This window comes from Campylobacter gastrosuis (assembly GCF_030249845.1).
Classification (GTDB): domain Bacteria; phylum Campylobacterota; class Campylobacteria; order Campylobacterales; family Campylobacteraceae; genus Campylobacter_A; species Campylobacter_A gastrosuis.
Genome location: NZ_JANURM010000005.1, coordinates 12,861 through 25,064, shown reverse-complemented (window position 1 = coordinate 25,064; position 12,204 = coordinate 12,861). Strand labels below are relative to the sequence as shown.

The following is a 12,204-nucleotide window of genomic DNA, read 5'->3' as shown; positions in this document are numbered from 1 at the left end:
TTAAATGCGTTGTTTTAAATGTGGCAGTTTTACACCCTTTGTTTTTTGTTCGCTCTGTCTTGAAATTTTATCTGACACGACGCCAAAAACTAGGATTGAAGATGGGCTAAAAATTTTTAGTTTTTATGATTTTTCAGAGATTAAAGAGCTTTTGTATTCAAAGCATAAAATGCACGGAGCGTTCGTTTTTAAGGCACTTTCAAAGGTTAGTTTTAAAAAATTTGCGATTAATTTTAACTCTGAAATTTTGCTAAACGCTCTGCCAATTGATGATAAAAACACCAGTGGCTACTCGCACACGGCAATCCTAGCAAACGCCCTAAAATCGTCGTTTATTAAGCCAATTTTTCACGCTTTACACGCTCAAAATAGCGTTAGTTATAGTGGTAAGGATTTGGCGTTTAGGCTAAAAAATCCACGAAATTTTAAGATTTTAAAGCCCATAAAGCACCCAGTGATTTTGGTTGATGATATCGTAACGACAGGTCAGACCCTGCTTCAAGCACGTAAAATTCTAGAACAAAACGGCGTGTCGGTGCTATGTGCCATTGTCCTAGCGGACGCTAGGTTTTAGCGTTTTGCAAAAATCCTTGTAAAAATTTTATTTTTTAAACGCTGTAAAATCCGCCTAAAACGATATGAAACGCCACCGATTTTTTTCACTAATTGTTTTCTTGCGATTGTTTTTTGCTTGGCAAGATTTAGCCTTTCTTGTGTGCCAATTGATGAGTTTGTCCCGTCCCTATCGGTCGTAAAAATCACATCTTTGTTTAAGGTGTAAATTCTTAAACCACTTAGCTCATAAAATTGTAGCCACGAATCGGCTTCTAGGATTATTGGTGTGTTTAGCTTTAAAATCTTAGCCGCAGCCGTTTTTGTGATGATATAGCCGTATGCAGTAACGCCTGATGAGAATTTATAAAGGCTTAAATTTTCATCAATTTTGATTGTTAGATTTTTAAAACAAGCATTATTAAGTTGCATTAAGCAAACTAGCTCAAAGTCATCTTGTTTTGATAAAAACTCATCAATTTTGGCTAAAATTTCACAAAATTCATCGCTAAAACCAGCGTCATCTTCAAGGATTAGAGCGTAGGGGATATTTTCATCTATCATCTTTTGATAGATTTTTAAATGGCTTAACGCACAGCCTATTTCGCCCTTTGTTAAAAAGCAGTTTTTATAATCATACACGAGCTTAAAAAGCTCACTTTCGCTAACCCCCCCCCCATAGACGCCATTTATAAACTCATAGTCAAGGCTAAAACGGCTAAAATTTTTAACAAAATCATCTCTTTTTTGAGTGTCTTTTTCTAAATTTATGACAAAAATTCTCACTTTTTTATCTCCTCTTCTAAAAATTTACCGGTGTAACTGCCGGTTTTTTTGTGATTTTTAGCAAGTTCTTTTACATTGCCAACGGCGATCACTTTGCCACCCTTTGCACCGCCTTCTGGCCCCATATCTACGATATAATCACAATTTTTAATAATATCCATATTATGCTCAATCACAAAAACAGAGTTACCCAAATCAACCAAATGCTGTAAAACCAAACAAAGGCGATTTACATCTGCAAAGTGAAGTCCGGTTGTCGGCTCATCAAGGATATAAAGGGTCTTGCCAGTATCGCTTCTGCTTAGCTCTTTTGCCAGTTTTACACGCTGTGCCTCGCCGCCGCTTAAAGTCGTGGCATTTTGCCCAAGCGTGATATAGCCAAGTCCCACGTCAGCAAGGGTTTTTAGCTTAGCGTAAATTTTTGGCACCGCTTTAAAAAACTCTAACGCATCATCAATGCTCATATCTAGCACATCGGCGATTGACTTGCCTTTATACGTTATTTCAAGCGTTTGAGCGTTGTAGCGTGTGCCTTTACAAGCGTCACAAACGACCATTACATCTGGCAAAAAGTGCATCTCTATCTTTATCTCGCCCTCGCCACCGCACTTCTCGCAACGCCCACCCTTGACGTTAAAGCTAAATCTGCCGATTTTATACCCACGAAGCTTTGCCTCTTTTGTCTGTGCAAAAAGTGTGCGAATCTCGTCCATTACGCCAGTATAAGTGGCTGGATTTGAGCGTGGTGTGCGACCTATCGGGCTTTGATCAAGATAAATTACTTTATCTAAATTATGAAGTCCAGCAATACTTGCTCCTGCGACCTTTTTTACCTTTCTAGCGTGATTTAACTGCTCTTGTGCGACTGGTAAAAGTGTTTGAAGTATGAGTGAGCTTTTGCCAGAGCCTGAAACGCCAGTTATGCCGACTAGGTTTTTAAGTGGGAATTTCGCAGATAAATTTTTAATATTATTGATATTTACATTTGAAATTTCTATCCAGCTCTCTTGTTTTCGGTTTTTTTGGTAGTTTATATCAGCTTCGCCGTTTAGGTATTTTGCTGTTTGTGTGTGAGTTTTAAGCAGTTCATCATAACTGCCAGAAAAGATAACTGAGCCTCCAAACCTACCAGCTCCCTCGCCGATATCAACGATAAAATCGGCTTCTTTGATAGTTTTTTTATCGTGCTCTACGACTATTACGGAGTTGCCTTTAAGCTGTAAATTTCGCAAGGTTTTAATAAGTTTTAGCGTGTCCCTTTCGTGAAGTCCAATACTTGGCTCATCAAGCACATACATTACGCCACTTAGACCGCTACCTATCTGACTTGCGATGCGAATTCTCTGAGCCTCGCCACCGCTAATCGTCCTTGCATCGCGCCCAAGTGACAAATAGCCAAGCCCAACATCATAAAGAAAATAGAGCCTTTCATTTATCTCCTTTAAAATCGGCGTTGCTATCATCATCTCTTGCGAATTTAGATAGCTAAAATTTTTCTCATTTGAAAAAAACGCCACGCAGTCCTCAATACTCATATCTAAAATTTCACCAAGCCCAAGCCCTGCGACCTTAACAGCCAAACTTTGCGGTTTTAAGCGGTGCCCGTTGCAATTTGAGCAAATTTTCTCACTCATATACTCATCTAAATATTTTTCGCTATTTAAAAGCTCGTAAGAAATTTTAACCGCGCCCTCAAAAGTGCGAGTTAATCGGTGTCTTTTCCATAAAAACTCAACTGGCTTTGCGTTACCATAAAGCACAAGGCGTCTTTCATCATCGCTTAAACCATAAAACGCCGTCTTTGTATTTATGCCGTTTTGCTCACAAAATGCTAGTAAAAATTTGTTGTAATAGCTCATATTATAGCCGTGCATAGTTTTAATGGCACCCGCTTCAATGCTCTTATCTTCATCTAAAATTTTACTCATATCAAGGCTGTAACGAATCCCTAAACCATCGCAATGCTCGCACGCACCCTTTGGGCTATTAAAGCTAAAACTAAGCGGTTCAAGCGGAGTAAATGAAATTTTGCAATCAAAACAGGCTAAATGCTCGCTGTAATGGATAAATTTTTGCGTAAGCCCAAGCTCGTCAGCATTTGAAATTTCAACTTCAACCTCGCCGTAACTCTCATTTAACGCCTTTTCAACGTCCTGTGCCAATCTAACGCTGTTTTCATCGCTAATTACAATGCGGTCAATGACAACCTTTATAGTGTGCTTTTTGGTCTTTGCAAGCTCTATCTCCTCATCTAAACGCACCATAACGCCGTCAATTAACGCCCTAACAAAGCCCTTTGCCCTTAAATTTTCAATCAAATCAGCAAATGTGCCTTTTTTTTCGCGAATTAAAGGCGCATAAATCACGACTTTTGCGTCACTGGGCAACTTTGAAATTTCATTTATAATGTCTTGTGAGCTCATTTTTGAGATAGGCTTACCGCATTGGTGGCAGTGCTGAGTGCCGATTCTTGCGTATAAAAGTCGCAAATAATCATAAATTTCAGTTATCGTGCCAACCGTTGAGCGTGGATTTTTTGAAGTCGTCTTTTGATCAATGGCAATGGCTGGTGTAAGGCCTTCAATCTTATCAACATCTGGCTTACCAACCCTATCTAAAAACTGCCTAGCATAGCTACTTAGGCTTTCAATGTAGCGCCTTTGCCCCTCTGCATAAAGCGTATCAAACGCCAAAGTACTTTTACCAGAGCCACTAAGCCCTGTAAAAACCACCAGTTTGTTTTTTGGAATTTCTAAATTTATGTTTTTTAAATTATGCTCTTTTGCACCAAAAATTTTAATTGTATCGTTCATTATTTTGCCTGTTTTTTTAAATAAATTCGTGATTTTAGCACATTTTTATTAATTAAAGTTAATTTTTAAAATAACTTTTTAAGAGAAATTAAATGAAAATTTTATATCAAATTTAACTCTTTTTTGATATTCTAGCAGTCTATTTTGAAATAAGGAGAAAAAATGTCAGTAAAAATTACAGATATTTGCATTAGCTGTGGCTCTTGCATAGATGAGTGCCCAGTTTCAGCTATCGTTGATGATAGTGATAACCCAACAGGTGCAGACGCATATTATGTTTATGCAGACAAATGCGTTGAGTGTGTAGGACACAATGATGAACCAGCCTGTGCCTCAGCCTGTCCAACAGATGGCTGTATCGTGTGGGACGCTCCATTTGAGGGTCAGCCGTCACGCCCTGAGATCGGTGCTGATTTACGCACAGGCACTACGCCAGTTATAGCGTAATTTAAATAGGCTCTTTTTGAGCCTATTTTGTTTTTTAAGGTTTTTCTGATATAATTTGCGACTTTTGAAATTTAAATAATTGCAATTTTAAGGACATTTAATGCAACAAACACTTTCTATAATCAAGCCAGATGCCGTAAAAAAGGGCGTTATTGGCAAAATCATTGACAGATTTGAATCAAATGGTTTAAGAGTGGCAGCTGCGAAAAAAATCAAGCTCTCTAAGTGCGATGCAAAGGCATTTTATGCCATTCACAGCCAAAGACCATTTTTTAACGATTTAGTTGATTTTATGACAAGCGGACCTGTTGTGGTTATGGTTTTAGAAGGCGAAAATGCCGTAGCTAAAAACCGCGAACTAATGGGTGCTACAAACCCAAAAGAAGCAACGCCGGGCACAATAAGAGCGGACTTCGCTGATAGTATTGACGCAAATGCAGTTCACGGTAGCGACAGCCTAGAAAATGCAAAAAATGAGATAGCATTTTTCTTTTCATCAAGAGAAATTTGCTAAGGTAAAATTTTGAAAATACAATTTCAAAAAATTTCTAATCAGCCTGTTTCGTTTGAGTTAGAAAATGGTAGTTTGAAATTTTTTGTAAATTTAAGAAAAAAGAGTGATAAACTTCTATCTTGCAGTGCTAGAATTTTTGGCGATTTAGCTCATAATTGCGATAGATGTGGCGATGATATCGTGCTTAAATTAGATGAAAATTTAAGCCTTTTAATAAGCGACGGCATTTACACACAAGGCGAAAATGAGCTTGATGATGTCGTGGAATTTTTAAACGACGAGATAGATTTAGATGAGCTTTTTATAAGCGAAATTGAGGCTTTTAAAAGCGATTATTTTTATTGCGAAAAATGTAAAAATTTATAAAGGAGATAAAAATGGCAGTACCTAAGCGAAGAGTGAGCCACACACGTGCAGCAAAACGTAGAACACACTACAAAGTAACACTCCCAGTGCCAGTAAAAGACAAAGACGGCTCTTGGAAAATGCCTCACCGCATTAACAAAACAACAGGTGAATATTAAAAAATGATACGCATTGCTATTGACGCTATGGGCGGAGATTTCGGTGCTGAGCCGATTGTGACTGGTGTGATTGATGCACTTAAAGAGTATCAGTTTCACGCAGTCCTTGTAGGCGATAGCAATGTCATCAAACAATACATACCACAAAATTTCTCACAAAATATCAGCTTTGTTGAAGCTAGCGAAGTCATCTCAATGGCAGACGGAGCGACTGACGCACTAAAACGCAAAGACAGCACGATTTTTAAGGCGATTGAGCTTTTAAAAGAAAAAGAGGTTGATGCGGTCGTTTCAGCTGGTCATAGCGGTGCTACGATGAGCCTAGCCACGCTTCGTGTCGGCAGGATAAAGGGCGTTTTAAGACCAGCCATTGCCACGCTTATGCCAACCACGCAAGATGGCACCACGCTCGTGCTTGATGTTGGTGCAAATGTGGATTGTAAGGCTGAGCATTTGTTTCAGTTTGCCGTTATGGGCGAGGCTTATGCAAAAGAAATTTTAAACAGAAATCACCCAAAAGTTTCGCTTTTATCAAACGGCGAAGAGGAGTGTAAGGGCAACGAAGTTAGCAAAGAGGCGTTTTTAATGCTTAGCAAACTTAATAGTTTTGTGGGTAACGCCGAGGGCAATCAGGTCTTTGACGGGAGCGTTGATGTCGTGGTTTGTGATGGTTTTATAGGCAATATCTTGCTAAAAACTAGCGAGGGCGTGGCTGATGCTATCGGTAAAATCATCAAAAAACACGTGAAAAAATCGCCACTTGCTATGGCTGGCTCGGTCTTGATGAAAAGTGTATTTAAAATTTTAAAAAAGCAAGTTAGCTACGATGAATACGGCGGAGCACCGCTACTTGGCGTAAATGGCTGTGTCATCATCAGCCACGGCAAAAGCAATGCAAAAGCCGTAAAAAACGCTATTTTTCAGGCGATAAATTTTGCAGATTCAAACATAAATCTAGCCATTCAAAAACGACTTGCCGAGTTTAAAGAAAATGCGTAAAGCATCGTTAATTTCAATTGCTTCGTATCTGCCAGAGAGAATTTTAACAAACGCTGATTTAGAAAATTTAGTAGAAACTAGCGACGAGTGGATAGTAAAACGAACTGGCATAAAAGAGCGACGAATCGCACAAGATGAAGCCACGAGCGACATAGCCACAAAGGCAGCGCGACTTGCCATAGAGCGTTCGGGGCTTAGGAGCGATGAGATTGACGCCCTAATTTGTGCCACGATAACGCCTGATCACTTTTGTATGCCTTCAACCGCTTGTAAAATCGCTGCAAATTTAGGGCTAAACACTGGGATTACGGCGTTTGATATTAGCGCAGCTTGCACTGGGTTTATATATCTTTTAGAGCTTGCAAACTCGCTTGTTACAAGCGGTGCAAAAAAAAATGTCCTAATTGTCGGTGCTGAAAAGCTAAGCTCAATCGTTGATTACACCGACAGAAGCACCTGCATACTTTTTGGCGATGGTGCTGGGGCTGGGGTGGTTAGCCTTAGTGATGAGAATGAGATAATTGATGTGCATACCGCAAGCGATGGCAGATTTGGCGATTTGCTAATTACGCCGGGTCAGGGCAGTGCCTGTGTGGCTGATGAAAATATGCTAAAAAATCGGCAAAATTTTATCAAAATGAATGGCAACGAGGTCTTTAAAATCGCCGTTAGCACACTTACAAAAGATGTCGTTGAAATTTTAGAAAAAAATAAAATTTCTAGCGATGAGATAGACTTTTTTATCCCTCATCAGGCAAATTTTCGCATAATTGACGCTGTTAAGCAAAGGCTAAAACTACCAGATGAAAAGTGCGTCCTAACCGTGCAAAAATACGGCAACACAAGCTCAGCTTCAATCCCAATGGCTCTAAATGATGCCTATGAAAACGGCAGAATCAAAAATGGCTCACTCTTACTTCTTGACGCCTTTGGTGGCGGTTTTACGTGGGGCTCTGCCCTGCTACGCTTTGGCGGAGTGGATTTTGATAAAATTTCAAATGCCATAAAAAGCTAAAACTTCACAATATTATAATTGTTTAACTTTTTTGCTATTAAATCTAAATTCTTACAAATCTAGATTTGAAATCACACTGAATTTGCGATTTTATCTATCTTTAAAGCCTTGCAAAATTTTTGCTTTATCTTAAAAAATCTTATTTAGTTAGTAGTGTTTTGGTTGCTAAGGTTGAGGGTATTTTATGACAAAATAATCTAAAAGGCTACGTCGCCTATGAAAGTAGCGATATAGCTAGAAATGGACTTGCAAGCAAAGAGCACCACAAAGTATTTTATTGATGTTGTAAAGAATAAAAATTACGGCACGCACTAACTTTGAAGCACTCTTAAATAAAAATGCTAGATATGATAAGTTTACGTGGTTTTAGTGTAGATAATTTACAGAGACAGCCTAAGAATATGAAAATACGGCAAAGACCGAGCGGATTTAATTTTTAAAATATACTTTATGGTAGAAGTCAGGGCGGTGGCGTGGTAAATTTAGTAAGTAAAAAGGCGAATTTCACGCTAGTTTATCATCTTTTACTTGACTTGGATTAATTACGCCTTTATCAATCAAATTGCACCGATTTTTAAATGTGCTAAATCGTGGCAAGATGATAAGAGTGTAAAATTTTTTATGATTAGCCATAGCGTAAATTTTTTGCATAAGGACGATTTTATAAGAAATGCACTTGATTTTTTAGGATAGAGTTAAATGTAAAACTGATTTTTTGGTGGCAATATTGCAAATAGCAACCAATTAAGGCAAATTTACGCAAAAATAGACTAATCTTAAACAGCTTTTGACACATCAAGTTGTCCCACGCTGACTGCTTATAACAGGCACAAAGCCCCAAGCAACGGCGTGTTTTTAGCTTTTTAAATTTAAAAATAGTAGAGCATAAAATAAGCAGTGGCGTTTGGCTAAATATTTTTGGTAGGTTTATGAAAATTTAAGAAGCGATATTTACTTGCAAAAACACAAGGCAAGTTTGGCAAGAGAGTGCAAACCGCTAAATGGCACGAGTAAGGTAAATCTAATAAAAGTGGCGTTACGGCGTATTCAAAACGCTACAATTACGGCTCAAACGGCACTAGCGAAAATCATCTGCCCGGTTTTGCTAGGCTAGATATGAGTGGTGGATATAATTTTAATAAAAATACTCAAATCACATTAGCTGTTAATAATGTATTAAATAAGAGATATTGGCGTTCATCAGCAAGAGCTGGCGATGAGCGTTCGTTTATGCTAAATTTGCACTATAATTTTTAAGCTAAAATGAGCCAAACTTTGGCTCATTTGCTAAATTTCTTTAAACGGAGTTTGGCTATATTTATAAAGGTTATTGTAAAAGTTGTCAAATCACATTAGCTGTTAATAATGTATTAAATAAGAGATATTGGCGTTCATCAGCAAGAGCTGGCGATGAGCGTTCGTTTATGCTAAATTTGCACTATAATTTTTAAGCTAAAATGAGCCAAACTTTGGCTCATTTGCTAAATTTCTTTAAACGGCGCTTGACCGACTTCATAGAAGTTATTACCCTCGCTGTCAATTGCCACAATCGCTGGGAAATCAACAACGCTAAGCCTTGCCACAGCCTCAGGACCAAGCTCTGGATAGGCTAAAACCTCGTATTTTTTGATACTTTGGCTAATCAACGCCCCAGCGCCACCAATAGCGACCATATAGACACAGCCAGATTTTTTCATCGCCTCCACGACCGCTTCTGAGCGATATCCCTTGCCTATCATACCATTTATGCCGACTTCATTTATCATTGTTTGCGTGTATTTATCCATTCTACCGCTTGTTGTTGGACCAGCAGCACCGATGACTTCGCCCGGTTTTGCAGGGCTTGGTCCAAGATAGTAAATCGTTTCGCCAGCTAAATTTACTGGCAACTTCTCGCCACGTGCTAGGGTTTCGGTTAGCGCCTTGTGAGCGGCGTCACGAGCGGCGATGATTGTGCCAGTTATTAGCACGTTATCTCCTGCTTTTAGGCTTTTTACGACATCTTTATCAAATGGTGCGGTTATTCTTTTTATCTCTGACATCTTTAATCCTTAAATTTCAGCTTCTGCGTGGCGTGCAGCGTGGCAGTTGATATTTATAGCAACTGGCAGACCAGCGATATGAGTTGGATACCACTCTATATTTACCTTTACTGCGGTGCTTTTACCGCCAAGCCCTTGCGGTCCTACGCCAGTTTTACACGCAAGTTCTAAAAGCTCATCTTCAAGCTTTGCATATCTTTCATCTGGGTTTTTGCTATCAGCGTCCCTTGCGGCTGCGTATTTTGCCATAAGTGCTGCTTTATCCATTGTCCCGCCGATACCTACGCCAATTACCATTGGAGGACAAGCATTTGGACCAGCTAGTTTTACAGCCTCTAAAAATACCTTTTTAACGCCTTCAAGTCCATCAGCTGGCACTAGCATTTTTAAGATTGATTTATTTTCACTGCCAAAGCCCTTTGGAGCGACTTTTATGTGAATTTTATCGCCTTTAATGATACGCACATTTATCACGGCTGGGGTGTTATTTTGCGTGTTTTTTCGCTCAAAAATCGGGTCATTTACGACTGATTTTCTTAAATATCCGCCAACATAGCCATCAGCCACGCCGGCATTTATGGCATCTTCTAAAAATTCGCCCTCAATTCTCACATCCTGACCGATATCAACAAAAACCACTGCCATACCAGTATCTTGACATATCGGTGCTATTTTTTGTGCGGCTAGGTCGGCATTTTGTAAAATTTTGCCTAAAATATCCTTGCCAAGTGGCGAAGTTTCGTTTTTTTGTGCTTTAATAAACGCCTCTTTCATATCTGGCGTCACGACATAACAGGCCTGCTTGCAAAGCTCACTTACGACTCTTTTTATCTCATCTGTGTGGATAACTCTCATCTTGCCTCCATTTAAAATTTAGATTTTGAGATTATATACTTTAAAATTAAAATTTACATTAAAAATTTAAAAAATTTTCAAGCATTAATGGTCGTAACCATTTTTGACATCTCTAAAATTTCATCATCAATCTCAAAAAATCCATCAATTAAAAGTGTCCTAAACATTGACATAGCACAGCCCATCTCCTTTGTCTTTCTAAACGCTCTCTCGCCACAAATCGCCATTGTCGCCACGCCTTCGCTTACGGCTGTAAATTTATCATAATCACTGGCTAAAAACGCCCCAAGCAGTGCTGAGAGCATACATCCAGTCCCGCTAATCCTACTCATCGCCTCGTGTCCGTTTTCACAAAGCGAAATTTTCACGCCATCAGTCACCACATCGGTTTTGCCAGAAACTGCCACAATCGCACCAGTTCGCTTATTTATCGCCTTTGCGTAGCTTATCGCACTTGGTGTGCCAGAGCCGATATCTTCGCTACTTGCATCAACACCACGCGATCTGCCAAAGCCACCAGCTAAGACCCCAGCTTCTGAGATATTTGCACGAATTAGCGAAAATTCTATGTTGTCAATTAGCTTAAACGCCGTGTCTGTTCTTAGCTCTGTTGCGCCAACGCCAACTGGGTCAAGCACGACTGGAATTTTTAGCTCATTTGCCTTTTTGCCAGCCTTTATCATTGCGTTTATTGTGCGTTCGTTTAGTGTGCCAATGTTAATTACTAGGGCGTTTGCTATGCTTACCATTTGCTCTACTTCACGCTCATCATCAGCCATAACTGGTGCCGCACCAAACGACAAAAGCGCGTTTGCGACATCATTTACCGTTACGTAGTTTGTTATGCAGTGAATTAGTGGTCGTTTTGAGCGAATGTTTGTTAAAATATCCATTTTGTATCCTTTTTATGAAATTTAAAGCTTAAATTTAGCAATTTTGGCTTTAAAATAGCGTAAATTTTTAATATTGTTTGTAACTTATACTTATTTTTAATCTTTTATTGCTAAAATCCCTAATTATTTTAAACCAAGGAGAAAATGTGAGTAATCAAGTAATTACAATGTTTTATGAGCTAAAAGACGCAAACACTGGCGAAATTTTAGAATCAAATATGCAAAATGGCGGAATTTCGTTTGTAACCGGTCAAGGTCATATCATCCAAAAGCTTGAAGATGAGCTTTTAGGCTTAAAATCTGGCGATAAGACCACTATCACGATAAAAGCCGCTGATGCGTGCGGAGAATACGACTCAAACGCACTTCAAGCTATACCAAAAGAGCAGTTTGCTGGTATTGAGCTTAGAGAGGGTATGGAGCTTTTTGGTCAGGGCGAGGATGGCGGTAGCGTGAGAGTTATTGTTAAGGCTATCGGCGAAGATGAGGTTATGGTGGATTTTAACCACCCTTACGCTGGTAAAGACCTGCTTTTTAACGTTGAAATTTTAGAGATTAGAGAGGCAAGTGAAGACGAGAAAGCCACTGGTATGGTAGCTGGGGCTCACACTTGCGGATGTGGTGGACACGACCACGGACATCATCACCACCACGGCGGTGGCGGATGTTGTGGCGGACACGGACACGATGATGATAACGATGAGGGTTGTTGTGGTGGAGAGCATCACAAGCACGGCGGCGGTTGCTGCGGAAAGCACCATTAA

At 39.4% G+C, this 12,204-nt stretch carries 16 protein-coding genes; 10 read left to right on the top strand and 6 right to left on the bottom strand.

Annotated features, from left to right (window positions below):
- Nucleotides 1–4 precede the first annotated feature (4 nt).
- Nucleotides 5–574 (top strand): phosphoribosyltransferase family protein, encoded by a 570-nt coding sequence (locus NYG85_RS05800; RefSeq protein WP_284937546.1) that lies wholly within the window; start codon nucleotides 5–7, stop codon nucleotides 572–574.
- Here NYG85_RS05800 and NYG85_RS05795 read toward each other — a convergent pair.
- Entirely contained in the window at nucleotides 571–1,338 is a 768-nt protein-coding gene (locus NYG85_RS05795; protein WP_284937545.1) for a glycosyltransferase family 25 protein, read from the bottom strand. The two genes, NYG85_RS05800 and NYG85_RS05795, sit on opposite strands and share 4 nt — an antisense overlap.
- A complete protein-coding gene (gene uvrA, locus NYG85_RS05790; RefSeq protein WP_284937544.1) occupies nucleotides 1,335–4,151 on the bottom strand; it encodes an excinuclease ABC subunit UvrA in 2,817 nt (938 codons plus the stop codon). The genes NYG85_RS05795 and uvrA overlap by 4 nt, the downstream gene beginning before the upstream one ends.
- Nucleotides 4,152–4,313: 162 nt before the next feature.
- On the opposite strand from uvrA, the gene NYG85_RS05785 reads away from it, so the two are divergent.
- The 6 genes from NYG85_RS05785 (at nucleotide 4,314) to NYG85_RS05760 (ending at nucleotide 7,650) form a co-directional block, all read left to right on the top strand.
- Nucleotides 4,314–4,598: a 4Fe-4S binding protein gene (locus NYG85_RS05785; protein WP_284937543.1), complete on the top strand. Its 285-nt coding sequence runs from the start codon at nucleotides 4,314–4,316 to the stop codon at nucleotides 4,596–4,598.
- A gap of 100 nt (nucleotides 4,599–4,698) precedes the next feature.
- Nucleotides 4,699–5,112, top strand: coding sequence for a nucleoside-diphosphate kinase (gene ndk / locus NYG85_RS05780; protein WP_284937542.1), 414 nt, complete (start codon nucleotides 4,699–4,701; stop codon nucleotides 5,110–5,112).
- 9 nt (nucleotides 5,113–5,121) lie between these two features.
- Nucleotides 5,122–5,478, top strand: coding sequence for a DUF177 domain-containing protein (locus tag NYG85_RS05775; protein ID WP_284937541.1), 357 nt, complete (start codon nucleotides 5,122–5,124; stop codon nucleotides 5,476–5,478).
- An 11-nt stretch (nucleotides 5,479–5,489) separates the two neighbouring features.
- Nucleotides 5,490–5,636, top strand: a complete 147-nt coding sequence (rpmF, locus tag NYG85_RS05770) for a 50S ribosomal protein L32 (RefSeq protein ID WP_212140143.1) — start codon at nucleotides 5,490–5,492, stop codon at nucleotides 5,634–5,636.
- A 3-nt stretch (nucleotides 5,637–5,639) separates the two neighbouring features.
- Entirely contained in the window at nucleotides 5,640–6,635 is a 996-nt protein-coding gene (gene plsX / locus NYG85_RS05765) for a phosphate acyltransferase PlsX (protein WP_284937540.1), read from the top strand.
- Nucleotides 6,628–7,650 (top strand): beta-ketoacyl-ACP synthase III, encoded by a 1,023-nt coding sequence (locus NYG85_RS05760; RefSeq protein WP_284937539.1) that lies wholly within the window; start codon nucleotides 6,628–6,630, stop codon nucleotides 7,648–7,650. The genes plsX and NYG85_RS05760 overlap by 8 nt, the downstream gene beginning before the upstream one ends.
- Before the next feature lie 504 nt (nucleotides 7,651–8,154).
- Here the strand turns inward: NYG85_RS05760 and NYG85_RS05755 are convergent.
- On the bottom strand, nucleotides 8,155–8,301 hold the full coding sequence (locus NYG85_RS05755; RefSeq protein WP_284937538.1) for a hypothetical protein: 147 nt from the start codon (nucleotides 8,299–8,301) through the stop codon (nucleotides 8,155–8,157).
- Nucleotides 8,302–8,626: 325 nt separating this feature from the next.
- Between NYG85_RS05755 and NYG85_RS05750 the strand changes: the two genes are divergently transcribed.
- Together NYG85_RS05750 and NYG85_RS05745 are read left to right on the top strand one after the other, a co-directional pair.
- Nucleotides 8,627–8,764: a hypothetical protein gene (locus tag NYG85_RS05750; RefSeq protein WP_284937537.1), complete on the top strand. Its 138-nt coding sequence runs from the start codon at nucleotides 8,627–8,629 to the stop codon at nucleotides 8,762–8,764.
- Between the two features lie 2 nt (nucleotides 8,765–8,766).
- Entirely contained in the window at nucleotides 8,767–8,907 is a 141-nt protein-coding gene (locus tag NYG85_RS05745; protein ID WP_349252799.1) for a hypothetical protein, read from the top strand.
- Nucleotides 8,908–9,131: 224 nt separating this feature from the next.
- Here the strand turns inward: NYG85_RS05745 and NYG85_RS05740 are convergent, their stop codons facing one another.
- From NYG85_RS05740 to thiM, 3 genes are all read right to left on the bottom strand, one after another.
- Nucleotides 9,132–9,692: a Fe-S-containing hydro-lyase gene (locus NYG85_RS05740; RefSeq protein ID WP_284937536.1), complete on the bottom strand. Its 561-nt coding sequence runs from the start codon at nucleotides 9,690–9,692 to the stop codon at nucleotides 9,132–9,134.
- A gap of 9 nt (nucleotides 9,693–9,701) precedes the next feature.
- A complete protein-coding gene (locus NYG85_RS05735; RefSeq protein WP_284937535.1) occupies nucleotides 9,702–10,547 on the bottom strand; it encodes a fumarate hydratase in 846 nt (281 codons plus the stop codon).
- A 77-nt stretch (nucleotides 10,548–10,624) separates the two neighbouring features.
- On the bottom strand, nucleotides 10,625–11,440 hold the full coding sequence (gene thiM / locus NYG85_RS05730) for a hydroxyethylthiazole kinase (RefSeq protein WP_284937534.1): 816 nt from the start codon (nucleotides 11,438–11,440) through the stop codon (nucleotides 10,625–10,627).
- 146 nt (nucleotides 11,441–11,586) lie between these two features.
- Between thiM and NYG85_RS05725 the strand changes: the two genes are divergently transcribed.
- Nucleotides 11,587–12,204 (top strand): FKBP-type peptidyl-prolyl cis-trans isomerase, encoded by a 618-nt coding sequence (locus NYG85_RS05725; protein ID WP_284937533.1) that lies wholly within the window; start codon nucleotides 11,587–11,589, stop codon nucleotides 12,202–12,204.